General features: G+C 66.1%; 24 protein-coding genes. 14 read left to right on the plus strand and 10 right to left on the minus strand.

Going from position 1 to position 25805, the window contains the following annotated elements:
* Nucleotides 1–13 precede the first annotated feature (13 nt).
* Together FW760_RS04520 and FW760_RS04525 are read left to right on the plus strand one after the other, a co-directional pair.
* Nucleotides 14–1258, plus strand: a complete 1245-nt coding sequence (locus FW760_RS04520; protein ID WP_054914584.1) for an NAD(P)/FAD-dependent oxidoreductase — start codon at nucleotides 14–16, stop codon at nucleotides 1256–1258.
* 19 nt (nucleotides 1259–1277) lie between these two features.
* Nucleotides 1278–2066: an amino acid ABC transporter ATP-binding protein gene (locus FW760_RS04525; protein WP_446443650.1), complete on the plus strand. Its 789-nt coding sequence runs from the start codon at nucleotides 1278–1280 to the stop codon at nucleotides 2064–2066.
* Between the two features lie 99 nt (nucleotides 2067–2165).
* On the opposite strand, the gene FW760_RS04530 is transcribed toward FW760_RS04525, so the two are convergent.
* Both FW760_RS04530 and FW760_RS04535 read right to left on the minus strand, forming a co-directional pair.
* Nucleotides 2166–2459, minus strand: a complete 294-nt coding sequence (locus FW760_RS04530; protein ID WP_078480362.1) for a hypothetical protein — start codon at nucleotides 2457–2459, stop codon at nucleotides 2166–2168.
* 164 nt (nucleotides 2460–2623) lie between these two features.
* Nucleotides 2624–4354 carry a hypothetical protein gene (locus FW760_RS04535; protein WP_123752573.1) on the minus strand — a complete coding sequence of 577 codons (1731 nt, stop codon included), beginning with the start codon at nucleotides 4352–4354 and terminating at the stop codon, nucleotides 2624–2626.
* A gap of 197 nt (nucleotides 4355–4551) precedes the next feature.
* Here FW760_RS04535 and FW760_RS04540 point away from each other — a divergent pair, with 197 nt between their 5' ends.
* From FW760_RS04540 to FW760_RS04560, 5 genes are all read left to right on the plus strand, one after another.
* Nucleotides 4552–5343: a hypothetical protein gene (locus FW760_RS04540; RefSeq protein WP_446443651.1), complete on the plus strand. Its 792-nt coding sequence runs from the start codon at nucleotides 4552–4554 to the stop codon at nucleotides 5341–5343.
* 2 nt (nucleotides 5344–5345) lie between these two features.
* Complete coding sequence (locus FW760_RS04545; protein ID WP_446443652.1) at nucleotides 5346–6986, plus strand: hypothetical protein; 1641 nt, start codon at nucleotides 5346–5348, stop codon at nucleotides 6984–6986.
* Nucleotides 6987–7023: 37 nt separating this feature from the next.
* A complete protein-coding gene (locus FW760_RS04550) occupies nucleotides 7024–7662 on the plus strand; it encodes a glycine zipper domain-containing protein (protein ID WP_058540130.1) in 639 nt (212 codons plus the stop codon).
* A gap of 30 nt (nucleotides 7663–7692) precedes the next feature.
* Nucleotides 7693–8154, plus strand: coding sequence for a DUF4870 family protein (locus FW760_RS04555; RefSeq protein WP_054914589.1), 462 nt, complete (start codon nucleotides 7693–7695; stop codon nucleotides 8152–8154).
* A gap of 306 nt (nucleotides 8155–8460) precedes the next feature.
* On the plus strand, nucleotides 8461–9276 hold the full coding sequence (locus FW760_RS04560) for a gamma-glutamyl-gamma-aminobutyrate hydrolase family protein (protein ID WP_043861344.1): 816 nt from the start codon (nucleotides 8461–8463) through the stop codon (nucleotides 9274–9276).
* An 80-nt stretch (nucleotides 9277–9356) separates the two neighbouring features.
* Here FW760_RS04560 and FW760_RS04565 read toward each other — a convergent pair whose 3' ends face one another.
* On the minus strand, nucleotides 9357–10274 hold the full coding sequence (locus tag FW760_RS04565; protein ID WP_043861345.1) for a LysR family transcriptional regulator: 918 nt from the start codon (nucleotides 10272–10274) through the stop codon (nucleotides 9357–9359).
* A gap of 112 nt (nucleotides 10275–10386) precedes the next feature.
* Here FW760_RS04565 and araD1 point away from each other — a divergent pair, with 112 nt between their 5' ends.
* From araD1 to FW760_RS04585, 4 genes are all read left to right on the plus strand, one after another.
* Nucleotides 10387–11385, plus strand: coding sequence for an AraD1 family protein (araD1, locus tag FW760_RS04570; RefSeq protein WP_446443653.1), 999 nt, complete (start codon nucleotides 10387–10389; stop codon nucleotides 11383–11385).
* 63 nt (nucleotides 11386–11448) lie between these two features.
* Nucleotides 11449–12765, plus strand: coding sequence for an MFS transporter (locus FW760_RS04575; RefSeq protein ID WP_371920431.1), 1317 nt, complete (start codon nucleotides 11449–11451; stop codon nucleotides 12763–12765).
* Between the two features lie 30 nt (nucleotides 12766–12795).
* Nucleotides 12796–14352 (plus strand): UxaA family hydrolase, encoded by a 1557-nt coding sequence (locus FW760_RS04580; protein WP_054914593.1) that lies wholly within the window; start codon nucleotides 12796–12798, stop codon nucleotides 14350–14352.
* A 31-nt stretch (nucleotides 14353–14383) separates the two neighbouring features.
* Complete coding sequence (locus FW760_RS04585; RefSeq protein ID WP_236176320.1) at nucleotides 14384–15970, plus strand: aldehyde dehydrogenase (NADP(+)); 1587 nt, start codon at nucleotides 14384–14386, stop codon at nucleotides 15968–15970.
* A gap of 67 nt (nucleotides 15971–16037) precedes the next feature.
* Here the strand turns inward: FW760_RS04585 and FW760_RS04590 are convergent, their stop codons facing one another.
* The gene (locus FW760_RS04590; RefSeq protein ID WP_157811407.1) at nucleotides 16038–17660 is read right to left on the minus strand and encodes an ankyrin repeat domain-containing protein; all 1623 of its coding nucleotides are present in this window, start codon (nucleotides 17658–17660) and stop codon (nucleotides 16038–16040) included.
* A 34-nt stretch (nucleotides 17661–17694) separates the two neighbouring features.
* A complete protein-coding gene (locus FW760_RS04595; protein ID WP_043861351.1) occupies nucleotides 17695–18024 on the minus strand; it encodes a hypothetical protein in 330 nt (109 codons plus the stop codon).
* A 319-nt stretch (nucleotides 18025–18343) separates the two neighbouring features.
* Between FW760_RS04595 and FW760_RS04600 the strand changes: the two genes are divergently transcribed.
* On the plus strand, nucleotides 18344–19417 hold the full coding sequence (locus FW760_RS04600; RefSeq protein ID WP_043861352.1) for an NAD(P)-dependent alcohol dehydrogenase: 1074 nt from the start codon (nucleotides 18344–18346) through the stop codon (nucleotides 19415–19417).
* Between the two features lie 9 nt (nucleotides 19418–19426).
* Here FW760_RS04600 and FW760_RS04605 read toward each other — a convergent pair whose 3' ends face one another.
* Nucleotides 19427–20449: a hypothetical protein gene (locus FW760_RS04605; protein WP_054914596.1), complete on the minus strand. Its 1023-nt coding sequence runs from the start codon at nucleotides 20447–20449 to the stop codon at nucleotides 19427–19429.
* A 125-nt stretch (nucleotides 20450–20574) separates the two neighbouring features.
* Here FW760_RS04605 and thpR point away from each other — a divergent pair, with 125 nt between their 5' ends.
* Nucleotides 20575–21117 carry an RNA 2',3'-cyclic phosphodiesterase gene (gene thpR, locus FW760_RS04610; protein WP_043861354.1) on the plus strand — a complete coding sequence of 181 codons (543 nt, stop codon included), beginning with the start codon at nucleotides 20575–20577 and terminating at the stop codon, nucleotides 21115–21117.
* Between the two features lie 44 nt (nucleotides 21118–21161).
* Nucleotides 21162–21872, plus strand: coding sequence for a hypothetical protein (locus tag FW760_RS04615; RefSeq protein ID WP_446443654.1), 711 nt, complete (start codon nucleotides 21162–21164; stop codon nucleotides 21870–21872).
* A gap of 65 nt (nucleotides 21873–21937) precedes the next feature.
* Here the strand turns inward: FW760_RS04615 and FW760_RS04620 are convergent, their stop codons facing one another.
* The 4 genes from FW760_RS04620 to FW760_RS04635 form a co-directional block, all read right to left on the minus strand.
* On the minus strand, nucleotides 21938–22831 hold the full coding sequence (locus FW760_RS04620; protein WP_054914598.1) for an AraC family transcriptional regulator: 894 nt from the start codon (nucleotides 22829–22831) through the stop codon (nucleotides 21938–21940).
* 105 nt (nucleotides 22832–22936) lie between these two features.
* A complete protein-coding gene (locus tag FW760_RS04625) occupies nucleotides 22937–23284 on the minus strand; it encodes a cupin domain-containing protein (RefSeq protein WP_043861356.1) in 348 nt (115 codons plus the stop codon).
* 9 nt (nucleotides 23285–23293) lie between these two features.
* A complete protein-coding gene (locus FW760_RS04630; protein WP_446443655.1) occupies nucleotides 23294–24700 on the minus strand; it encodes an NAD(P)/FAD-dependent oxidoreductase in 1407 nt (468 codons plus the stop codon).
* On the minus strand, nucleotides 24697–25728 hold the full coding sequence (locus tag FW760_RS04635; RefSeq protein WP_043861358.1) for an ABC transporter substrate-binding protein: 1032 nt from the start codon (nucleotides 25726–25728) through the stop codon (nucleotides 24697–24699). Before FW760_RS04635 ends, FW760_RS04630 begins: the two co-directional genes overlap by 4 nt.
* Nucleotides 25729–25805: the final 77 nt, after the last annotated feature.

Genomic DNA, 25805 nt, shown 5'->3' on the forward strand with positions numbered 1-25805 from the left:
AGAGGATTTTTTCATGCATTGCCAAACCATCGTTCTGGGCGCCGGTATCGTCGGTGTTTCCACGGCCCTGCACCTGCAAGCACGCGGGCGCAAGGTGATCCTGATCGACCGTGACGAACCGGGCAGCGGCACCAGCCACGGCAATGCCGGCCTGATCGAGCGCTCCAGCGTGATCCCCTATGCCTTCCCGCGCGAGCTGTCCAAGCTGCTGCGCTACGGCCTCAACCGCCAGCCCGACGTGCGCTACAGCTTCAGCTACCTGCCCAAGGCCGCGCCCTGGTTGCTGCAATACTGGAAGAACTCCGCCCCGGCGCCCCTGGCCGAGGCCACCCGCGCCATGCTGCCGCTGGTGCAGCGCTGCGTCGAGGAACACGACGCACTGATCGAGGCTGCCGAACTGGGCGCCATGGTGCAGGCCAAGGGCTGGATCGAGGTGTACCGCACCCAGCCTGCCCTGGCCCAGGCCGTGGCCGATGCCCAGGCGCTCAAGCCCTACGGCCTGCAGTTCGAGATTCTCGACAAGCAGCAACTGCACGATCGCGAACCGGACCTGAGCGCCAACGCCGTGGGCGGCATCCACTGGCTCGACCCCAAGACCGTGAGCAACCCCGGCGGCCTCACCCGCGGCTACGCGGCGCTGTTCGTCAAGCGCGGCGGGCAGTTCATCCAGGGCGATGCGCGCACCCTGCGCCAGGTGGCCAGCGAATGGCAGGTCGACACCCGCCAGGGCCCGGTCACTGCACCGGAGGCAGTGATCGCGCTGGGCCCGCAGGCCGGCGAGCTGTTCCGCCCGCTGGGCTACGACATCCCGCTGGAGGTCAAGCGCGGCTATCACGTACATTTCCATGCCAAGGCCGGTGCTGCACTCAAGCATTCACTGTGCGACGTGCAGGGCGGCTTCGTGCTGGCACCGATGGCCCAGGGTATTCGCCTGACCACCGGCATCGAGTTCGCCGCCAGCGACGATGCGGCCAACGAGGTCCAGTTGCAGCGCTGCGAAGCCATCGCCCGCCAGCTGTTCCCGCTGGGCGAGCGCACCCAGGACGCGCCGTGGCTGGGCCGACGCCCCTGCCTGCCGGACATGCGCCCGGTGATCGGCCCGGCGCCGCGGCACAAGGGCCTGTGGTTCAACTTCGGCCACGCCCACCACGGCCTCACCCTGGGCCCGGTATGCGGGCGCCTGCTGGCAGAAATGATTACCGGCGAGAACACCTTTACCGACCCGACGCCCTATGGCGCCGACCGCTTCGAACACTGAGATCGCGGAGAACAACAACATGACCGCACCACTGAGCCTTGCCGCTGCACGCCCCGACACGCACCCCGACCCGCGCAAGGTCGTGGTGAGCATCGACGGGCTGAACAAGTTCTATGGCGACTTTCACGTACTGCGCGACGTCGACCTCAAGGTGCGTGAAGGTGAGCGCATCGTGCTGTGCGGGCCGTCCGGCTCGGGCAAGTCGACGCTGATCCGCTGCGTCAACCGCCTGGAGATCGCCGAAAAAGGCACCCTGCTGGTCAACGACACCGACCTGGCGCTGACCACGCGCCAGGCCGCCGAGGTGCGCAGCGAGATCGGCATGGTGTTCCAGCACTTCAACCTGTTCCCGCACATGAGCGTGCTCGACAACTGCACCCTGGCGCCGATGAGCGTGCGCGGCCTGTCGCGCAAGGAGGCCGAGGAGCGGGCACGGTTCTACCTGAACAAGGTGGGCATCGAGAGCCAGGCGGGCAAGTACCCCAGCCAGCTGTCGGGCGGGCAGCAGCAGCGCGTGGCAATCGCCCGGGCGCTGTGCATGAAGCCAAAGATCATGCTGTTCGACGAGCCGACCTCGGCACTGGACCCGGAGATGGTCGCCGAAGTGCTGGATGTGCTGGTCAAGCTTGCCGACACCGGCATGACCATGCTGTGTGTGACCCACGAAATGGGCTTTGCGCGACAGGTGGCCGAGCGCGTGCTGTTTCTGGACGGCGGGCAGATCATCGAGGATGCCCCGCCCGAGGCGTTCTTCAACAACCCGCAGAGTGATCGGGCCAAGGGCTTCCTGGCGCAGATTCTGCACTGAAGCCGCTGACCTTTCGCGGGTCACGCCCGCTCCCACAGGGGCTCACGCCGGCCTTGTAGGAGCGGGCTTGCCCCGCGAAGAGCCCACCACGTACTACGCCTAGCGCGCCTGCATCTTCGACTTGATGAACCCGGCCACGAACGTCAGCACTGCGCCGCCGGCACCACCGCCGACAATGCTGCTGATGATCGCCGCCATGTCCAGCGACCCGCCAGCCCCCATGGTGGCCCCTGGCTCACCGGTGATCGCGGCCAGTATCTGGCCCACGATCACCCCGCCCACCCCGCCAAAGATCGAATTGAGCAACGGCCCCATGCTCTGCTTGCTCATGCCGGCGGCATTGCCGCCTACCACACCACTGATGACCTGAATGACCAGACTCACGATGTCCATGGCTATACCCCTGCGCAGCGCTGATTGAGTGACGGCTCAGCTGCGACTACGACTACGACTACAGGCACTACCGGCGGCATCGAGACGTCTCGATCCGATCAACGACAGCCAGCTGTTGCGGATACGCGAAGTATAGGACAGGTACACGCCCTGCCCTTGCCCCCTCACACGTCGAAGTTCATGCGCCGCAGCCGCGCATCGATGGCCGGCGCGTTGAGCGCGCGGTTGAACACCAGGGCCAGCAGCAGCGACAGCGGCACCAGCGTGGGCAAGGCCCCCAGCATGCCGACCAGCGCATTGGGCAGCATGTGCTGCAGGCGTGGCCCGTCCCGCAGCAGGGCGATCGGCGTGTCCGGGAACAACGCCAGCAGCGGCATCAGGCAGAAGGCCAGCACCACGGCGGCCAGCAGCCGATTGCCCGGGCCCTTGCCCATGAAGCGGTTCATGCGGTGCCACAGCATGTCCTTGAACAGCCAGGTGCACAGCAGCCCCACGCCCACCAGCATCACCCCGTTGATCGGGCTGGTGAACGGCAGCACCAGGTAATGCTTGAACATGGCCCACACCGTGGCCGGGCCATCGGCCCTGAACAGCACCTGCGGCCCACCGAACTTCACTTCCAGAAGCTTGCCCGCGCTGAAAAAGAACAGCACCAGCATCAGCAGGCTCAGCCGCCAGAGGTAACCCAGCGCGCGGCGCAGCACCAGCCTGGGCTCCAATTTGCTGCGCAGGGCCGTCTGCTGGTCCGAGGCGTTCTTGCGCAGCGCGAAGAAGCGATTGGCCTGCTCGGGGCTGACCGTGCCGTTTTTCACGTCCGACAGCTGGCTGACGTAATTCACGTGTCCAGACTCCTCGATCATGCGCCGGGCCACCGAACGCTCGCTGGCCAGGGCCACCTGTTCGATGTCTGCCGGGTTTTCCAACTGCTCGATCACCCTGTCGAAGTAGCTGGCGGCCAGCCCGTCATCGAACACCACATGCCGGTAGCGGCCAAGCATGTTGCAACGGATGCTGCGCCGTCCGGCACGCACCTGGGCCTGGCTGTAATAGCAGGTGCCGTCCACGCTCAGTACCAGGTCGCCCTTCTCGGGCGTGTTGTCCGGGTAATAGGGCGCGGCGAATCCTTCGGCAGCCCGCTCGATGGTTTCGGGCTCATCCCCCCACTCGTCGACGTAAGGCTTGAGCCAGGTATCGTTGGACTTCAGGTGCACCGAATTGCCGACTGCCTTGGCCGACACCTCCAGGGTGTAGCGAGTGCAGATGAACTTGTCGCCCAAACAGCCGCCGCAGGTCACCTGCCCCCCCATGCAGCCGCACGCCACAGAGCCGCCCACACAACTGGGGCAGTTGTCGCCGCCTGCGCCCATGCAGTAGGCACAACTGCCACTGCCGGTGCGGCCGGAGCCGCCACAGCCCCAGCACTGCGTGCGGCCCTTGCCGCTGCAACTGCTGCATCTTAGCTTGCAACTGCCGTTGCACGCGGTGCAGCGCTGCTTGCCGTAACCGCTGCAGGTGCCGCAGGTATGGCTGGTGTAGAGCGGGTCCAGGGCAAACAGCTTCACCTGCTGGCTGCGTAGAAAATGCGCGGGATTGCTGCCCAGCCCCTTGAGCACACGGTTCTTGTAATGCGCCGCGCCCCTGCCCAGCAGCACTTGACGCTGCTCGGCCATCGACTGCTCGAGCTGGTGTTCGCTCACCGAATTGATCCGCAGCCCCACCGAAGCCGACTCGCGGCGCACTTCGGTCACCAGGCTCCAGCGCCGGCTCACGCTCACCGCGCGCCCCTTGTCCTCGCCCTGCTGCACGGTCAGCTCGAGATCGGAGGTGTCATAGCCGCACCCCTGCAGGCGGCTGCGCAGTGCTTGCTCCACGGTGCGGGTGAATGCCTGGGTCATCGTCTACTCCGTCTCAATGCGCGCGTCCTGTTTTCGCCTGCTGGCGTAACGCCACAGAATGCCACGCCGCCCCTGGCGTGCGCTACGCGTCACGTTTCGGTTGTCAGCAATTCTTGTAGGAAACTGCCCAATATGTAGCCCTGTGCTACCATCCCGCGCAGCGGGTCACGCGCGCCATCAGTACAGGGAAGCACTCTTTGAAACACCACACCCCCTCACGTTTCAGCGCACTCGCCCTGGCCTGCTGGCTAATGGCCGGGCTCGCCTTCCAGGCATCCGGCGCGCTGGCCGACCAGTTGATCGGCACCCACCCCTCGGCTGGCGGCCCGATCAACCACATGGAAACCCCACAGGGGCACGCCTACCTCACGCTGCCCCAGCGCAAGCTGCAATTGCAGCTGCCAGCGCAGTGGCGCGAAACCAATGTGGAGGGCACCTACGACCTGCAGGGCGAAACCGCCGTGGTGCTCAGCTACCGCACGCCGCAATGCGACTCGCAAAGCGCGCTGGTGGTGTTGTCCGGCACCTCGGCGTGGGGGCCTTACCGCCTGGGCGGCTGTTCCGACATGCTGGCCTTGCAGCGCGCCGAAGACGGCAAAAGCCTGGTGGCGATGCAGCTCAACGGCACGCAGTCGGCGGCCTGGACCTACTCGTCGCTCGACCGGCAGTTCCGCGGCCCGCTGCGGGTCGACCTGCCGAACCTGCTCAAGGGCCTGGCCAAGGCGACACCAGCCCCTGCCAGGGCCGCAACGCCACGCCCTGCACCCGTCCAGCACGCCGTGGCCCCGACGCCCCCGCCGCAACCCAGGCCCGCGCCCGCGGTGGCCAGGGTCGAAGCCAAACCGCCAACGCCTGCCCCGGCAGCAGCGCCATCGGCCGCGCCGCAGGTCACGCCCCAGGTCGCCACTGAAGTGGTCGACCGCGCCAAAACCGCGGCGCCGGCCCAGCGCCGGGTGACGCTCGACCTGACCTCCGAGCTGGAACACTAGCCGTGAACAGCCGCCTGTCGCCCGACCTGACGGGCCGGCCATGGCGCGGGTGGCTGCGCCGGCCTGTCGTGGCACGTGCGTCAACGCCCCGCCAGCAGCAACGCTTCGTGGCCCGCCTGATGCTGGGGCTGACGCTGTGTTACCTGCTCGTCGAGATGGGCTTCAATGCACGCCTGCTGGATGTGGTGGGCGGGCTGGCCAGCCCCGCGCAGGTCGAGTCGATCGAAGTCTACGGACGCCTGATCGCCGGCACCGCCGTGGCCCTGCTGGGCCTGGGCTGGGTACTGAAAAAGGCCTGCAGCCAGTACTGGAGCCTGGGCCGCACGCTGGCCTGGTCTGCGCTGACGGTGGGCAGCTGCCTGCTGGTGGTGTTTTATGCGCAGCTGGCCCTGATCAACCACCTGGTCGCCACTTCAACCCCGCAGGAGCGTGCCCGCGCCGTGCTGGGCGTGCCCATCAGCTACCTGTTGGTGCATCGCGAGTTCGGCCTGAAGGGGCTGGAGCTGGGCACCGACGACTACAAGCGCCCCGAGGGCAAGACCCTGCTGGCCACCCTGCCGATCCTGCTGCAGTCGGTCGATCGCCTCGAAGAGCGGGTGCGCCAGCAGGGCCTGGCCTTCTTCGAACTGTTCGCCGAAACCCGCCGCGGCCCGCTGGCCGACAACTACCAGCGTTACCGCGAGGCCCTGGCCGAGCTGGACGAGCTGTACGGCAACTACCGCCAGGGCAGCCAGCGCTACCTGGACGCCACCAGCCCGGCCGCCATCGCCCGGCATCAGCAACAGGCCTGGGACGATTACGTACAGACCCTCAAGCAACGCAATCGCCGCCTGACCCCAGGCAACGTGCCGCGCCGACACTGGCCGCAGGTGCGCCGCATGCTGGATGACAAGGGCATTCAGGTGAGTGACAACTGGCAACCCGGCGACCGCGCCGGCTTCAACCTGGCCGTGGCCAAGCGCGTGCAGGGCCATGCCAGCGGCGCCTACGGCACCGAGCTGTTCAAGCATATCCAGGGCGACTGGATCAAACCCGGCCTGTCGCGCCAGGGGTTCTTCGCCGACCCGGCGATCCAGCAGCGCTGGCGTAGCGCGCTGTACCTGCCCGACAGCCTGTCACTCAAGCCCGACTGGTCGCTCGACGCCTATGAACAGGCGATCTACCGCCCGACCCTGCGCCTGGATGCCCAGCAACTGCTCGAAGAACGCCTGGTCGAGCCGGCCCGCTATGGCGAGCGCAACGACAAGGCCGACATCGGCCGAGACAGCTACCGCGCCCTGATCGTGCCGATGATCGCCCTGCTGTTCTCGTTGCTGGGGGCCTTCACCCACCTGTTCAAGTGGACCCTGTTCGCCCTGCGCGCCGTGCGCCCGGTGCCGCGCCGCGCCTACTGGGGTGCGCTGGCGGTGTACGCGGTGGTGGTGCTGGCGCTGCCGATGCCGTTCAGCAACAAGGTCACCGAACAGCCGCTGTTTCTCACCCTCAAGCAGCGAGGCGCCAGCACCCTGGGCGCCATGGGCTGGGTGATCGCCCACGGTGCGCAGTGGACCGCCCAGGTGCAGCCGCTGTTCTACCCGCTCAACGAAGCGATACGCCTGCACCTGCTGCAAGGCCTGAGCTACGGCTACCACGACAACGACTGATGACAGCGCCCCGCCACGGCCTGAAAGGAGCCCCACCTTGACCCGCTCGACCACCCTTACCCTTGTACTACTGGCTGGCAGCGTGCTGCTCGGCGGCTGCCAGAACTCGCAGATGGGCAGCACCGCACTGGGCGGTGCTGCCGGCTGCCTGGGCGGCGCGATCATTGCGGTCGGCACCGGCGGCAAGCCCGGTGTGGGCTGCGCCATTGGTGCCGCGCTGGGCGCCCCCAGTGGCTACTACATCGGCCGCCAGAAAGACCTGCAGCAGGCCCGGCAGGTGCAGGCCGACATCGAGCGCCAGTCTGCCGACGTAGCCGCCGTGCAGGTCAGTACCCGCCAGGTCGCGGTGCCGGCCGACGAGCGCAATGCGGTGGGCGCCGCCAGCATCGATGCCGTCGACTCCATGCAGGTGAACGTACCCCAGGCCCTGGTCAACAAGCGCGACAAGCGCCTCAAGGAGCCCCTGGGCCGTGTCGGCAGCTACGTGTCCGGTGCTCGCAGCAAGGCCAATGTGGTGGTCACCACCCGCAGCAAGGGCGACTTCAACTACATCGTCAGAACCATCAAGAGCGGCTACAACGGCAAGGTCGCCACCGACAAGGTCACCTACCAGTACCGCGAGCAGACCCGCGGCACCCAGTCGGCGATTCAGGTCATGCACGACGCCCAGGCTTAAGCCTTCCAACTCCAGTGGAGAACAGCAAGCATGCAGGATTTCAAGATTCAACGCCCCGACCCGGATGGCCGCGCAAAGCCGCAGAGCAAGCCGCAAAGCCAACCGCAGCAGCCCGACAGCACCGACCACACGGCCTACTACAAGCCCCGTCACCGCCAGGCGCAGCAGAACCAGAGCACCTACACCCGCAGCAGCGACAACGGCCCGATGCTGGTCTACGTGCTGTACCTCATCAGCCTGCTGGTGGTGGTCACCGCGCCTGCCGGGCTGGTCTACGCCTACCAGAGCCGCGCTGGCGCCAATGACCTGGACCGCAGCCACTACACCTTCCAGATCCGCATGTTCTGGATCGGCCTGTTGCTGCTGGGGGTGGGCGTCATCGGCATACCCTTCGTGTTCGGCTGGTTCGTGCTGGTCGGCTGGGCTGTCTGGCTGCTGTACGCAATCACCACCGGCATGCGGCGCTGGCGCAAGGGCCAGCCGGCCAGCTGAGGCCTGGTTGTCTACGCCGAAAGTCGTACGTTAAATATAATGAACTACCAAGCACGCTAACAATTGACATTAATCCTTATAAAACAAGGTATTGGGTTGTATTCCTAGAAACAACATAAGGAAATTAGCCTGCCACAGGGTAAAGCCGTTTGACATATTTAACGGCTCTGGCAAGCTATGTCACAGGTTTCGACCGGGAGTCGTCCTTCCAGGCGCTCTCGGCAGTGCTCGAAACCTCAGGTAGCGTCAGCGGTTCCCGATGCGCCTGCACAACAATGACAGGCCGAGCCTGTCCCAAGGTGACATATGCCCAACAGCAACATTGGCAATAAGAATCAGACCCTGCGCAAGCCTGTCGTACTCATGACCATGGGTGCCCAGGAACGCAAGGGCCATGCCTACCAGGTAATGACCCACAAATACATCCAACCCCTGGTCGACCATGCCGGATGCGTGCCGGTTCTGGTTCCGACCTGCTGCGGTACCGAAGACCTCGAGCAGTACCTGGACATGGCCGACGGCGTGTACCTGACCGGTGCCGGCAGCAACATCGACCCGGCGCTGTATGGCCAGGAGAACGAAACCCCGGGCAAGGCCCAGGACCGCGACCGCGACCTGTTCGACCTGCCGCTGGTGCAACTGGCCATCGCCCGTGGCCTGCCTATCTTCGGTATCTGCCGCGGCATGCAGGAAATCAACGTGGCACTGGGCGGCGACATCTACCAGAAGGTCTATGCCGAGCCAGGCTTCAACGATCACCGGGAGAACCCCGATGATCCGGTTGATGTGCAGTACAGCCAGGTTCACAGCGTGCGCCTGGAAGCCGGCAGCTGGCTGCGCGAACTGCTGCAGAGCGATGAAATCCGCGTCAACTCGCTGCATGGCCAGGGCCTGAAGACCCTGGGTGAAGGCCTCGAGCCACTGGCACGTGCCGAAGACGGGCTGGTGGAAGCGATCCATGCACCAAGCCTGTCGCCGTTCCTGTTCGCGGTGCAATGGCACCCGGAATGGCAGGCGGCGCAGAACCCGGACTCGGTGAAGATGTTCGAAGCCTTCGGCCAGGCCTGCCGCCAGCAGGCAGCCAAAGGTCAGGCGGCAAAGAAGGTCGGCTCTACGGCCTGATTCGCGCCAACCGCTTCGCCGGCAAGGCCGGCTCCTGCCGCAGGAGCCGGCCTTGCCGGCGACGGGCCCGGCCTGTCACCTCACACCCCCAGCGCCTCGATCAGCAACTGCGCCGGCACCGGCAGTTCCACCCCCTTGCGCGTGACCACCTCATAGGGCTCGCTGCGCGAGTTCAATTCCAGCGGCAGTTGCGCCAGCATCCCATGCTCGAGCGCGATCCTGGCCGAGTCCCACGGCATCACCGCCACCAGCCCACGGTCCTGCAACAGCAACGTGAGCGTGGTAAAAGTTGATGAAGTTTCAATGGGATACAGCGGAAAGCTCAAACCCGCCTCACGAAATTCACGCTCCAGCGTCAAGCGCATCGGCATGTTCACCGGGAACACCACCCAGCGTGAATCGGCCAACGCCTCGAGCCTCAACTCGGCACACCCCACCAGCGGGTGCTGCAGATTGGCCACCACCACCAACTGCTCCTGATGCCTGGCCCGGCTCACATAGGCGCCCGGTCGCGGGCTCACGCTGGTTCGGCAGATCACCACATCCAGACGGCCCTGATCGAGCAAGCTGAGCAGGCGGTCGCTGGTGTCCTCCACGATCGACACCGACAGGTCCGGCTGGCTCTCGCGCAGACGCGCCAGGCCCTCCACCAGCATCGGTACCGCCCCCATGATCGAACCCACCGACAGCCGCCCGCCGTGGCCCTGCAGAATACCGATCATCTCTTCGCGCAGGTGCGCCAGGTCGGTATTGATCAGGCGCGCATAACGCACCACGCAGCGCCCCAGGTCATTGGCCTCCAGCCCCTTGCTGGTGCGCTCGAACAGCACCGCGCCCAGGGTCGATTCGATTTCATTGAGGGCCTTGGTCGCGCCCGGCTGGGTAATCGACAGGGCCTGGGCGGCCTTGTGGATCGAGCCCAGCTCGTCGAGGCTGATCAGCAGGCGCAACTGGCGCATGCGCAGGCGCGAAGCCATGGTAGTCAGGGGTGGCAGCATAGGTGATTACTTTTGGTTATCCCTCGGTCAACAGCTGTCATTAGGCAGCAAAGCCACGCAAATTTAAAGTGTCGGACAACAGCCCTCCCCACAAGAACAATCAGGAGTCAGCATGCGTCTGATCCAATTCGAAACCCCTGCAGCCGCGCGTCACGTCGGCGTCATCGAAGGCGACCTGATCCAGGTGGTACGCAATACCCGCACCATGCGTGAACTGGCCCTGGCCGCGATTCGCAACGCCCGCAGCCTGTGCGACGAAGTGCTCGCCCGCAGCCTGGACGCCACCGCCCACAGTTACGCCCAGGCCCTGGCCGACTGCCGGGTGCTGCCGCCGCTGGACCACGACGACCCCGCCCACTGCCTGATCAGCGGCACCGGCCTGACCCACCTGGGCAGCGCCTCGACCCGCGACAAGATGCACCAGCAGAAAATCGACGACAGCACCGCCCTGACCGACACCGCCCGCATCTTCCAGTGGGGCATCGAAGGCGGCCGCCCGCCCTCCGGCACCGCCGGTGTGCAGCCGGAATGGTTCTACAAGGGCGACGGCTCGATCGTGGTACGCCCCGGCCAGCCGTTCCAGAGCCCCGCCTTTGCCGAAGACAGCGGCGAAGAGCCCGAACTGGCCGGCCTGTACGTGATCGGCGATGACGGTCAGCCCTACCGGGTAGGCTTCGCCATCGGCAACGAGTTCTCCGACCATGTGATGGAGCGGCGCAACTACCTGTACCTGGCCCACTCCAAGCTGCGCAACTGCTCCTACGGCCCCGAGTTGCGGGTCGGCGAGCTGCCCGCTCACCTGGGCGGCGTCAGCCGTATCCACCGCGGTGATAACCTGCTGTGGGAAAAGGAATTCCTCAGCGGCGAGGACAACATGTGCCATTCGCTGGAGAACCTGGAGTACCACCACTTCAAGTACACCCAGTTCCTGCGTCCGGGCGATGTGCACGTGCACTTCTTCGGCACCGCGACCCTGTCGTTCGCCGACCAGGTCAAGGCCGCGCCCGGCGACGTGTTCGAAATCAGCCTGCCCGAGTTCGGCGCCCCGCTGCGCAATGGCATCAGCGTGACGCCTTCGGCCATCTCACCCGGCGAGGTGAAAGCGCTCTGAACCGCAGGCGGCGCCCCGCGCGCCGCCGCGGCATTTCATAACAACCATAAGAGTGAGATGAGCATGAAAGACACCTCCTTGCAGGCCGCCCCGGCACCTGCCCTGGCTGCCACCGATGCCCAGCGGCCCACCACCGTGCGCTGGCGCATCTTCCTGATCCTGCTGTTGCTGGCCGCGATCAACTACATCGACCGCGCCTCGCTGTCGGTGGCGCTGCCGCTGATCTCGGCGGAATTCGAACTGACCCCGGCCATGGAAGGCCTGATTCTCAGCGCGTTCTTCTGGTCGTACGCACTGATGCAGATCCCCAGCGGCATGCTGCTGGACCGTTTCCAGGTGCGCAACATCATCGGTGCCGCCACCATTGGCTGGGGCGCCTTCCAGGCACTGGCCGGCGGCGCGCACAACTGGATCACCCTGCTGATCACCCGCGTCGGCCTGGGTGTGGCCGAATCGCCGATCATGCCGGCCGGGGCCAAGCTCAACGGCGCCTGGCTGACCCCCAACGAGCGTGGGCGTGGCGCCACCCTGGTGGACGGCGGCGCGCCGCTGGGCACCGCATTCGGTGCGATCATCATCGCCGGCCTGATCACCTGGTTCGACTCCTGGCGCATCGCCTTCGTGATCGCCGGGGTGGGCACCATCGTGGTCGGCATCTGGGCCTGGTGGTACATCCGCAACCACCCTTCCGAGCACCCCAAGGTCAACGCCGCCGAGCTGGACTACATCAACCAGGCCAACGCGGTGGCCAGCGACGGCAACGGGCGCAAGGCGATCCTCAAGGAGCTGCTCAAGAGCCGCTCGGTACTGGCCATGTTCGCCGGCTATGCCTGCTACAACAGCGTGTTCTACGGCCTGCTGACCTGGATGCCGAGCTACCTGCACCAGGCCCACAATCTGGACATCAAGGCCATGGGCGGCGCCACCTTCCTGATCTTCATGTGCGGCTTCGTCGGCGAGCTGATCGGCGGCTGGATCGCCGACAAGTGGAAAGCCAGCGGCGGCCAGCCCAACACCGTGATGCGCAGCATGTTCGCAGGCTCCGCCGCCGTGGCTGCCCTGTGCATCCTGCTGGTGGCCTACACCCCGGATGCCGCGCGGGTCATCGCCCTGCTGTGCGTCGCGCTGTTCTTCATCCGCTGGTGCGGCATGTACTGGTGCCTGCCAGCGATCCTGGGCGGCAAGTCCAAGGCCGGCATCCTGGGCGGCAGCATGAACTTCTGCGGCAACATGGTCGGCGTACTGGTGCCGATCCTGATCGGCCTGATCGTGCAGTTCACCGGCTCCTACTTCCTGGCCCTGATCTTCTTCGTGGTCATGGCCTTCGGCCTGATGCTGTTCTCCGGCCTGATCGACTATCGCGAGCGCGGCCTGGCGTAAGCCCGGCCCACGCCTCTGGAGATGACTGAGATGCAACTCATTACAACAACAGGCAGCGACAGCGCCGCCAACGCCGTGATCCGCCTCAACCCGCTGGACGACGTGCTGATCGCCCGCCAGCCCCTGCCCAAGGGCCTGCACCTGCAGGCCGAGCACATCGAGGTGCTGCAGGCCATCCCGGCCGGGCACAAGGTGGCGGTGCGCGCCATTGCCCCCGGCCAGCCGCTGCGCCGCTACGGGCAGATCATCGGTTTTGCCAGCCAGCCCATCGCCGCCGGCGAGCATGTGCACGTGCACAACCTGGCCATGGGCGACTTTGCCCGCGACTACGCCTTCGGCGTGGACGCCAGGGGCACACCGGCCAGCACCGACGATACCTTCATGGGCATCGTGCGCGCCGACGGCCGGGTGGCCACGCGCAACTACATCGGCATCCTCACCTCGGTGAACTGCTCGGCCACCGTGGCACGCGCCATCGCCGACCATTTTCGCCGCGACATCCACCCCGAGGCGCTCGCGCCCTACCCCAACGTGGACGGCGTGGTGGCCCTGACCCACGGCGTGGGCTGCGCGGTCGACCCTGGCGGCGAGGCACTGGCGATGCTGCAGCGCACCCTGGGCGGGTACGCGGTGCATGCCAACTTCGCCTCGGTGCTGATGATCGGCCTGGGCTGCGAGACCAACCAGATCCCCGACCTGCTGGCTGCCCAGGGCCTGAACAGCAGCCACACCCTGCGCACCTTCACCATCCAGGGCACCGGCGGCACCACGCGCACCATTGCCAGCGGCATCGCCCAGGTCAAGTCGCTGCTGGCCGAAGCCGATCAGGTGCGTCGCGAGCCGGTCAGCGTCAGGCACCTGACCGTCGGCCTGCAATGTGGCGGCTCAGACGGCTATTCGGGCATCACCGCCAACCCGGCACTGGGCAATGCGGTGGATCGCCTGGTGGCGGCCGGTGGCACCGCGATACTGTCCGAAACCCCGGAAATCTACGGCGCCGAGCACCTGCTCACGCGCCGTGCGGTCAGCCGCGAAGTGGGCGAAAAGCTGATCGCGCGCATCCACTGGTGGGAAGCCTACTGCGAGCGCATGGGCGCCGAACTGAACAACAACCCCTCGGCCGGCAACAAGGCCGGCGGGCTCACCACCATTCTCGAAAAATCCCTGGGCGCCGTGGCCAAGGCCGGCTCCAGCGACCTGATGGACGTCTACGAATACGCCGAACCGGTGCGTGCCCACGGCCTGGTGTTCATGGACACCCCCGGCTACGACCCGATCTCGGCCACCGGCCAGGTCGCCGGCGGCGCCAACCTGATCGCTTTCACCACCGGGCGCGGTTCGGCCTACGGCTGCGCACCGTCGCCCTCGATCAAGCTGGCCACCAACACCCGCCTGTGGGAAACCCAGGAAGACGACATGGACGTGAACTGCGGCGGCATCGCCGACGCCAGCACCACCATCGAGGAACGCGGCGAACACATCTACCGCCTGATGCTGCGCATTGCCTCGGGCGAGCGCAGCAAGAGCGAACAACATGGCTACGGCCAGAACGAATTCGTGCCCTGGCAGATCGGCGCCATCACCTGAGCCCCTGCCCTCAACCGACAAGGACCCCGCAATGACCTCTGTTCTCGGCCACAACTACATCGCCGGCCAGCGCAGCGCTGCCGGCACCACCGTACTGCAGAGCCTGGATGCGAGCACCGGCCAAGCGCTGGCGTGCACCTTCATCCAGGCCACTGCCGAAGAAGTGGACGCCGCCGCCAAGGCTGCCGCCAGCGCCTACCCGCAGTTCCGTACGCTGCCTGCGACGCGGCGCGCCGAATTTCTCGATGCCATCGCCGACGAGCTGGACGGCCTGGGCGATGACTTCATCGCCACGGTATGCCGCGAAACCGCCCTGCCCGCTGCACGCATCCAGGGCGAACGCGGGCGCACCAGCGGGCAGCTGCGCCTGTTCGCCAACGTGCTGCGCCGTGGCGACTTCCACGGGGCACGCATCGACCGCGCGCTGCCCGAGCGCCAGCCACTGCCGCGCCCGGACCTGCGCCAATACCGCATCGGCCTGGGGCCGGTGGCGGTGTTCGGCGCCAGCAACTTTCCGCTGGCCTTCTCCACGGCCGGCGGCGATACCGCCTCGGCGTTGGCCGCCGGCTGCCCGGTGGTGTTCAAGGCTCACAGCGGGCACATGGCCACCGCCGAATGGGTGGCCGATGCGATCCTGCGCGCTGCGCAGCGCACCGGCATGCCGGCGGGGGTATTCAACATGATCTATGGCGCAGGCGTGGGAGAATGGCTGGTGCGCCACCCGGCGATCCAGGCGGTGGGCTTCACCGGCTCGCTCAAGGGCGGCAACGCCCTGTGCAAAATGGCCGCGGAGCGCCCGCAGCCGATCCCGGTGTTCGCCGAGATGTCGAGCATCAACCCCGTCATCCTGCTGCCACAGGCGCTGCAGGTGCGTGGGGCGGCCATCGCCCGCGAGCTGACCGGTTCGGTGACCCTGGGCTGCGGGCAGTTCTGCACCAACCCCGGCCTGATCATCGGCGTGCGCTCGCCGGCGTTCAGTGACTTTGTGCACGCCTTCGTCGCACAGATGGCCGAACAGCCTGCACAGACCATGCTCAATGCCGGGGCACTGGCCAGTTATGCCAAGGGGCTGGAGCACCTGCACCGCCATCCTGGCCTCACGCACCTGGCAGGGGCCGCGCAGAACGGGCGCCAGGCGCAACCCCAGCTGTTCAAGGCCGATGTGAACTTGTTGCTGCAAGGTGATGATTTGCTTCAGGAAGAAGTGTTCGGCCCAGCCACCATCGTTATCGAGGTAGAGGACGATGCGCAGCTGGCGCTGGCATTGCAAGGGCTGCGCGGACAACTGACCGCCACCCTGATCGGCGAGCAGGCCGAGTTGCTCGAATACCGCTGGCTGGGTGAGTTGCTGGTGGAAAAGGTCGGGCGGGTTCTGCTCAATGGCTATCCGACGGGGGTCGAGGTGTGCGATGCGATGGTGCATGGCGGGCCGTACCCGGCCACGTCCGATGCCCGGGGCACCTCGGTGGGTTCACTGGCGATCGATCGGTTCCTGCGCCCGGTGTGCTTGCAGAACTACCCCGATGCACTGCTGCCCGAAGCGTTGCAGAATGCCAATCCGCTGGGAATCCAGCGGCTGGTCGATGGCGTCATGAGCCGCGAGGCTGTCGGCGCCTGATGCGGGCGCCTTCGCCGGCAAGGCCGGCTCCTGCACCTGCAGGGGCCAGCCTTCCCGGCAACTGGGGTCAACCCTTGTTGGCAGCCAGGCTGTCAACCAGCATTGCGCTCTGCGCATCGCTGGCTTCGATCATCAGCTGCTTCAGGCTCTTGTCGAAGCCCGGGAACGGCGCTTCGAAGTTGAACGTGGACTTGCCCAGCAGCCCGCCCACGTACTGGATACGCGCCGCGTCCCAGCTCACCTGCTTCTGACGGCCCAGGCGCGGGTCGCGCAGGAACACCAGTTGCACCGGGGTAACGCCCGAATAGTCCGCCTTGTCCAGATCGGCACCGGCCGCGATCAGCGCATTGGCCACGGTCTTGTCACGCTGCGTGATGCAGTAGTGCAAGGCAGTCTGGCCCGCGTAGTTCACCGCGTTGATGTCCTGGCTGGCGATCAGGCGCTGGCCCAGTTCCGGGCGCTCCTTGGTCAGGCTGTTGCTCTTGCACAGCTCGTGCAGCGGCGTGTTGCCGAACAGGTTGGCCGTCTTGGCATTGGACAAGGCCAGCAGCTGGTCGAAGTGCGCGTCCGAGCAATCGCGCCACGCGTTCTTCAGGCACATCATCAGCCGGGTATTGCCCTCTGCGGTGGTCTTGAGCGGGTCGGCGCCCAGGCTCACCAGCATGTCGTAGGCATTCTCGGCCACATAGTGGACCGGCAGCTCGGCTTCGGCGACCAGCGGCTTGTTCAGGTCGATGTCAGAGGCCTGCAGCAGGTACTTGAGCGACTCCACATCGGCCACGTAGCCGTCACGGGTAGACTTGCCGGCCAGCGCTTCCTTGAGCTTGTAGTGGTTGGGCGGCACGTCCTGGTACGGCACCAGCACCTGTACATCCAGCTCGCGGTAGATCACGGTCTTGCCGGTGTCCTGCCCCGCCGCGTAGGTTTCGCGTTTTTCGACGGTCTTTTCCGGCCAGTCGGGCGAGACGAAGTACTGGATCGAATCGCCATCGCGCTGGCCATCCTTGTAGGCAGTGACCTTACGCAGACGGTAGGTGCCGTCGTCGAGCAGCACGAACTCCTCCTGCAGGCCCTCCAGCTTGCCCTGGTTGTAGTGCTTGCGCTCCTGCACCTGGCCGGTCGGGTAGAAGGTTTCCTGCACGCCATCGAGCTGGCCGCTGCCGTCCTTGTCATAGTTGGCGACCACGGCCGGCACCTGCTCGCCATTGACCACGCGCCAGGCCGATTGGGCCAGGGTGCGACCGTTCTGCTTGCTGCCCTCTTCGTGCACCGTGACCTCTTCGCGGGTCTGCAGGCCGCTGGCGCAGTCGAACTGGCTATCGGTCTGCTTCTTGCCGGCGATGACGATGCGCTGCTGCGGCTTTTTCTCGCCGCCGCTGCAATACACGGTCGTGGTGCCGGTCAGCTGGCCGTCATCCAGTTGCGCCTCGATGGCCACCGAGCCGTCGGCATTGTGGGTAACCCAGTCGCCCTGGACCTTGCCGTTCTTGACCTTGAACTCGGAGATCAGCGTGTCGCCTTCCTTCCAGATGATGGTGCCGGACACCGGCTCCTTGGTCTTCTTGTCCACATAGATGGCAGTGGGCTTGCCCTTGCTGCCCTTGGAGGTGGTGACCTCGTCCCACTGGTAACTCGACCCGCAGCCAGCCAGCAACGCGGCAATGCCTGATACAGCCAGTACTTTTTTCACAGAACGTCCTTGGAGTTGAATGTGGCGTGGGGAGTTACTTGATGCGGGTCAGGGTCATGCTGACCAGCTCACCGCCGTCCAGCACCACCAGGCGGTTACCGTTGTCTTCGACGCGCGCGTTCATCACCGCGGTGCCGTTCTTGTCGCGGGCGACGACGGTGTCACCGTCACGCTTCCACTCGTCGATCTCGTACTTGTCGCCCAGCAGGGTGATGTAGTCCTCGTCCAGCTCTGCGGTACCCACGTTGCTCTTGAAGCCCATCACGCTGGCCTGCACGTTGAACTTGCCTTCGATGGCATCGCTGCCGCAGCCGGCCAGGGCGGCGAACAGCGAGGTGAGCACCAGCGTCTTGATGATTTTCATTAACCGAGTCCTTAGCACGTATCTGTCTTGTGGGTTGCACGCTGGCACTTTCATATCAACCTGCCAGCATGAGCAACCTCTGACACTGTCCTACAATTTAAGTTCACTTCATAAACAACTTTAGATTATTTTCCTAACTATCTGTTTTAAAACAAAAGATGATGAAAATAGCCTGGGAGCCCGGTGATTTGTTTGCTACGCAGATGAGCCCCGCCATGGCCTATGCTCATCAGCTTGACCCGGATCAACAGCCCGCCGCCCGTGCAGGCGCACCCTGCCCCATGAAGTTGCGCGTGTACCCCCTTGAGGAGAAACGACCATGGCCCGCATGAAAGCTGCAATCTTTGTCGAGAAGAACCGCATCGTGCTCGATGAAAAACCGATCCCCGAGGTCGGCCCCTCGGACGCCCTGATCCGCATCACCACCACCACCCTGTGCGGCACCGACGTGCATATCCTGCGCGGCGAGTACCCGGTGGAAAAGGGCCTGACCATCGGCCATGAACCGGTCGGCATCATCGAAAAGCTCGGCGCCCAGGTTAAGGGCTTCACCGAGGGCCAGCGCGTCATCGCCGGCGCCATCACCCCCAGCGGCCACAGCTATGCCTGCCTGTGTGGCTGTTCGTCCCAGGACGGCCCCGGCACGCCGCACGGTTTCAAACCGGCCGGCGGCTGGAAGTTCGGCAACACCATCGACGGCTGCCAGGCCGAATACGTGCTGGTGCCGGACGCCATGGCCAACCTCTCGCCGATCCCGGACGGGCTGAGTGACGAACAGGTACTGATGTGCCCCGACATCATGTCTACCGGGTTCTCCGGGGCCGAGCGCGGCGGCGTGCGTATCGGCGACACGGTGGCAGTGTTCGCCCTGGGGCCGATCGGCCTGTGCGCGGTGGCCGGGGCCAAGCTGATGGGCGCCACCACCATCATCGGCGTCGACACCGTGCCCGCGCGTCTTTCGGTAGCCCGCCAGCTGGGCGCCACCCATGTGGTGGACTTCAAGCAGGGCAACGTGGTGGACCAGATCATGGCCCTCACCCACGGCCGTGGCGTAGACGTGAGCATCGAGGCGCTGGGCACCCAGTCGACCTTCGAGTCGGCGCTGCGCATCCTGCGCCCGGGCGGCACGCTGTCGAGCCTGGGGGTGTATTCCTCCGACCTGACCATTCCGCTGTCGGCCTTTGGCGCCGGGCTTGGCGACTACAGCATCGTCAGCACCCTGTGCCCCGGCGGCAAGGAGCGCATGCGCCGCCTGATGGAGGTGGTGGCCAGCGGCAGCGTCGACCTCAAGCCGCTGGTGACCCACCGCTACAAGCTCGACGACATCGAGGCGGCCTACGAACTGTTCGCGCACCAGCGCGACGGCGTGATGAAAGTCGCGATCACTCCATGAGCACCGCCATCAGGGCTGCATCGCCGGCAAGCCGCTGCTGAGCACCAGGCTGTCGCGGATCTGCCCCGACAGCGCATTGACCCCCGCCATCACCCCGGTGGCGGGGTTCTGCATCAGGCCCTGCCATTCCTCGTTGAGCGCCACATTGAGGATCACCCGCAGCTGCTCGACCATGGCCGGGCGCTCGCTTTCGTGCATCATCGCGCCGATGCCCGCCGAGGCCACCGAGATCAGCGCCCCCACCGCCTTGCCCACCGCAGCCGCCACCGCGCTGGCCGCGCCGCGCGGCACCAGCGTTGCTTCGAGCTGGGCGCTGGCGCGCTTGGCCACCGACGACAGGCCCGTGTCGGACGGCGCCTGGCCTGCCGCCACCGCAGCCTTCTGGATCTGCTCGTTCAACGCCAGGTAGGCCGGCAGGCTCAGCAGTGGCTGGGCCGTGATCAGCTGATGCACCGAGGCGTCGCGTGCGGCCGGCGGGCCGAGGGCGATGGCGGGAATGCGGTTCAGGTGCAGGGCGAACTGGTCGGGGGCGGCGCGGTAGCGCTGGCCGATACCTTGCAGCTGCTGGCCGAGCAGTTGCACGTACAGTTGGGTGGCGCGCTCGCGGATCAGCTGCGGGTTGATTTCCCTGGCCACCGGCTCCAGCACCCGTTCGCGGTACTGCTCCTGCAGGTAGAGCGCCAGGCGGTCCTCGCCGGGCGCGGTCTGCTGGTTCTTGCTGACCTTGTACCAGGCCACCTTGAGGGTCAGCCACTGCTGGGTCCAGTAGCCGGTGAACCACGGAATGAAGTCCGCCTCGGTACGCGCGTGCACTGCGTCTTTCCATACCTTCATGGAGCGTCGCGCATAGTCCTGGGCGGAACGGCTGGCGCCCTCGGAGGCGTCGATGATGTCCCAGTCGACACGTTGCCAGGCGGCCTGGGACAGCACCACCGGGGGTTGCGGCGCTGGTGTCGGCCGGGACCGGGCGCAACCGCCGATGGCCAGCAACAGTGCAAGGGTGCAGAGGGCGAGCAGGATGCGCTGGTTCAAGGTCGGCCCCCCGGTGCAGTGAAGCGCTTGCCTGGAGTATAGCGAGCGGCGCGGGAACCACGGCTGGCCTTGGTCGGCGCTGCTCGGTACCCTGTCGGCACCTGCACACATTCAAGGGAGCTTCCATGCGAGGTGAACTGCGAACCCCGGGCGAGCCGTTCAAGCGCCTGTTCATCGCCCTGCCCTGTACCGAGCAGCAATGCCGGGCCATCGGCAAATGGCGCAGCACACTGGGGATCACCCGTGGTCGTCCGGTGCCTGCGGCCAATTTTCACCTGACGCTGATGTTCCTTGGGGAAGTCGGCGTCTCGCGCCTGCCTGCGCTGTGCGACGCCATGGCGGCGGTGCCGCGCCCCGAAGGCCCGCTGCGCCTGGAGCTGGACCGGCTGGTCGCATGGCACCGCGCCGATGCACTGGTGCTGGAGCCCACGCAGACGCCGGTGGCCTTGCGTCAATGGGTGTATGCCCTGCAGCAGGCGTTGCTGCCGCTGGGCGTGGAAGACAGCGTGCGTGAGTTTCGTGCGCACCTGACGCTGGTGCGCGACTACCCGGGTGATGTACCGGAGACGCCGGAGCCACCGGCGTTCAGATTGAACATCGACGATTTCGTGTTGTTCGAGTCCAGTGGCGGCCGCTACAAGCCGATAGCGCAGTGGCCGCTGGCGTGAACCCCTGCCGACCGTGGTGTCGGCGCTGACTGGCAAGGAAGAGCATGTATTACTGGAACAAGGACAATTTCGAAGGCCTCAGGCGCATTGGCGAGGTCTATGCCTCCCGTGAAGGCTTTGCCGGTTTCTCGCGGTATTGCCTGCTGCGCGAACAGGGCCTGAAAAAGCCGGCGCTCAAGGCGCTGGACGAGTTTCTCGACGGTGCGCGTCAGCGGGAGGTGGGCCAGCAGCGGGCGATTGTCTGCGAGATTGCCGACCTTGCCTTCAGCAACAGTGGTGCGCATCAGTTGTTGTCGCATGCCTTGACCCGCTACCTCAGGCAGGTGCTGCGAGCCTGGTGCGACGAGGGCCCGGCGTTGGCCGAGCCTTATCGCTGGATGGGCAAGCTGACGGGCGAGTCGGCGTGGCTCCAGGCGGCACTGGCGCACGACCCGCAGGATCAGGTGGCGTTGCGGCAGTTGGCGCTGGATGAGCTGGGCGAGGTTGATTTCATGGTTCATCACCTGCATGAGTCGGTGTTTCTGGGTGACGTTACCGTTGCGGCGACGAAGCTTGCGCGTGCCAGTGCGCTGGCGCGGCTGATCGAGGCCGAGACGACCCGCAGTTACATTGATGGTGAAGTGTGCAGCCTGCGTGAAATGCTCGAGGCCTGGGCGGTGTATCAGCAGGGGGATCAGTCGGTGGGGTTTGCCCAGTGGTGCGAGGCGCAGGCGCATGAGTTCCGGTTCCTGAAGAGCTACTACTACACCGAATGAGGAGTGGCCCACCTCTATTGTAGGAGCCGGCCTTGCCGGCGAACGAGCGCAACGCGCTCGCCGCCCTAGAGATAAGCCTGCTCCCGCCCCGGGCTGCGCTCGAAATGCCGCTTGTACTCGCGGCTGAACTGCGACGTGCTCTGATACCCCACCCGATGCGCCACCTGCGCTACACCCAACCCCTCGCCTATCAACATCTGCTGCGCCTTGAGCAAACGCAACCGCTTGAGGTACTGGATCGGCGACAGCAACGTGCAGCGCTTGAAGTGCTCATGAAACGTCGAGGTACTCATGTTCGCCCGCCCCGCCAACGCCTCCACGCTCAACGGCTCGGCGTAATGCTCGCGCAAATGGCTGAGGGCTGCAGCGATGCGCGCAAAATGCCCCTGCTGCTCCACCAGCGCCCGCAGCACCCCGGCCTGCGGCCCACGCAAGGCCACGTACAACACCTCGCGCACTCGCGCCGCCCCCATCACCCGGCTTTCCAGCGGGTCGTGCAGGCAACGCAGCAGCCGCTCCACGCTCTCGCGCATCGGCGCATCCAGCGCCGCTGATGTCATGGATTCGGGCGTCTGCGCCGCCACCACCTGGCCAGCCCCCAGCCCCATGCTCTGCACCAGTTCGCTCAGCACCGTGCGGTCGATCGCCACCGACACGCCCAGCAGGGGTTCATCTTCGGTGGCGAAGGTTTCGCACATGAACGGCACCGACAGTGCCTGCACCAGGTAGTGGCCAGCCCCATATTCCAGGGTGCGCGGCCCCAGCCGGGCCAGTTTGCTGCCCTGGGCCAGGATCATCAGGCTCGGTTCGTAGATCTGCGGGCTGCTCGCCACGTAGTGGCTCCAGGACAACACCTGCACCTGCGGCAGGTGGGTGTCGACCGGGCCCGGGCGGGTGGCAAGGGGTTGGATCAGGGCGCAAAGCGTGGCATTGGCATCGGCGTGGCAGGTGAGCTGCATGGGGTACCGCATCAGAGGATCAGACACGCGCATCATCGCAGATTCGCTGCCCACCGCCACTACCGCACGCCCGATCCCGGAGGATCAGGCATGACTATCGGAGCATTAACCCAGGATCAGGTAGGTCTTGCGTACCGTCTGGCGCACGTCCCAGGTGCCCTGGCTGTTGGCGGCAAAGTACAGCGCATCGCCGGCACCGAACGGGATAGGTTCGCCACCCTCGGGGGTGAAGCTGCCCTCGCCGCTGATGATGTAGCTGTACTCGGCCTGCACCACCTGGCGCCGGAAGCGCCCCGGCGTGCATTCCCACAAGCCGGTGCTGGCGCCCTGCCCGGCCAGTTCCTGGTGCAACGCGGTACGCGCCATGGCTACCGGCTCGCCCAGGGGGGCGCCGACTGCCGCGCTGGGGCCGAAGGCCGTGTCGTCTTCAAGGTGAATCAGTACAGGGTTCATGTGCAGTCCTCAGGATTTGTCTTCAAGCCCGGCCGGGGCCAGGCGGGCCAGCATGCAATCGAGACGGCCGGCGGTGTGGCCGGCCATTTCGGCGCGCTCCTTGCGTATCACGGCGTTGCGCACCAGCGAACCGCCCACATAACGCAGCGGCTCCGGCGGGAAGGCCTTGCAGTTGCGCCCCACCAGCGCACAGGTGCTCCAGGCATCCTTGCGCCCCAGGGCCAGGCTGGCCAGGATGCGCCCGCCCAGGCGGCTGGGGCCCACGCCGTTGCCGCTCCAGCCGATGCCGTAGTGGATGTTGCCCTGCTCGCCCAGGCCGCCGAAGGTCGGCAGGCTGTCGTAGGTGCGGTCGATGGGCCCCGACCAGGTATGGGTGATGCGCACGTCATCGAGCATCGGGTAGGTACGGCGCAGGTCGGCCTCGGTCAGCGCGATGCTGCCCGGGTCGTGGCTGAACACCGGCCCGATCCTGCCGCCGTAGGCTATCGCCCCGGTGCCCTTGCCGAAGGCGATACGGCCATCCACGGTGGTGCGGTAGTAGTCGACCATCAGTTGCGAATCGGTGATCGACTCGGCGCCGGTCCAGCCCATCTGTTCCAGGCGGGTCGCCACCGGCTCGGTGAGCACGATGGAACTGTTGACCGGGGTGATCAGGCGCGCCAGTTGCGGCAAGGCAGCCGCCCAGGCATTGGTGGCCAGCACCACCGAGCCGGCACGGATGCGCGCCTGCGGGGTCAGCACCTGCACCGGTGTGCTGGGCTGGATATCGCTGACCGCAGTACCCTCGGCAATCACCACCCCCGCCTCCAGCGCCACCCGGCGCATGCCGCGCACCAGGGCGCCGGGTTGCACGGTGGCGTTGCTGCGCTCGAACACGCCGGCCAGGTGCACCTTCGAGCCACAACGGCGCGCCACCTCGGCAGCCGGCACCCGCTCGAACGGCGTTACCCCAAGGCGGGCACAGGCGGCCAGCGTGGCGTTCCAGGTGTCGATGTGCGCGGGGCTGGTGGCCGTCCACAGCCAGCCCTTCTGGCGAAAGTGCGCGTCGATCTGGTGCTGCTGGCAGAACTCGCCCAGCTCGCTGATCGCCCGCTCGGCGCTGTGCCCCAGAAACAGCGCCTGCTCCGGGGTGCAGAAGCTCGCCAGGGTGCCCACCTTGGGCCACCACGACATCACGAAGCCGCCGTTGCGCCCCGAGGCGCCCCCGCCGCACACGTCCTGTTCCAGCACCATCACGCGGATATCCGGCTCATGCTCCTTGAGGGTCAGGGCGGTCCACAGGCCGACGAAGCCGCCACCGACGATCACCACATCGGCGTCGTGCTCACCCTGCAGCGCCGGGCCGGGTTTGAGGCTGGGCTCGGCGCTTTCCAGCCAGTAGCTGCGTTTGAGCGGTGCGCTGGGGGTCAGTTTCATGAGCGTGCCGCCCAGGCGTTGAAGCGCTGTTCGAGCAGTTCGCCGTGGTCGGCCCAGAAGCTTGCGTTCATCGGCAACTGGCCTTGCAGGTTGGGGCTGCCGGTGGGCAGCTCGCTGACCCGCTGCTCGCTCAGCAGGCCCAGGGCCTCGCGATTGACCGGCCCGTAGGCGATCTGTTCGGCGTAGCCCTTCTGCTGCTCGGCCTTGAGGGTGTGGTTGATGAACTTCAGTGCTTCGTCGCGCTTCTTGGCCCCACGCGGAATGGCCCAGGCGTCCATGTCATAGATGCCGCCATTCCACACGATGCGCAGCGGGGTCTGGCTCTGCACCGCGCTGATCCGGCCGCTGTAGGCCGAGCTCATCACCACGTCGCCCGAGGCCAGGTATTGCGGCGGCTGGGCGCCGGCCTCCCACCACTGGATGCTCGACTTGATCTGGTCGAGCTTGGCGAAGGCGCGGTCCTGGCCTTCACGGGTGGCCAGCAGGGTGTAGACATCGGCCGCCGGCACGCCGTCGGCCAGCAGGGCGAATTCCAGGGTATACATGGCGCCCTTGCGCAGCCCGCGCTTGCCGGGGAATTTCTCCAGGTTCCAGAAGTCGTCCCAGCTGGTGGGGGCCACCTTGAGCTTGTCGGCGTTGTAGGCGATCACCGTCGACCACACGAAAAAGCCCACGCCGCACGGCTGTACCGCACCGGGCAGCAGTTGCGCGGCCACGGCCGGGTCCGGGGCGAACTCTTCGAGCAGGCCTTCTTCACAGGCGCGTGCCAGCTCGGGCATCTCCATCTCGACCACGTCCCACGAGACGCTGCCGGTATCGACCATCACCTTGACCTTGGCCATCTCGCCATTGAACTCGCCGGCCACGATGCGGGTGCCGGTCTGTGCCTGGTAGGTGTCATAGAAGGCCGCCACCTGTGCGGCCTTGTTGGCCCCGCCGTGGGACACCACGGTGAGGTCGGCCAGCGCCGATGTGCTGCACGCAGCGGCAGCGATCAGGGTGAGCGAAAAGGCCAGATTCTTGTGCATTGTTATGTTCTCCGGGTCGGGATGGCTCAGTAGGCCAAGTGTCGAGCCGCAGCCGGGTCGCCACAATCAGACGCAAA

The sequence above is a fragment of the Pseudomonas sp. 1176_21 genome, from assembly GCF_052850635.1.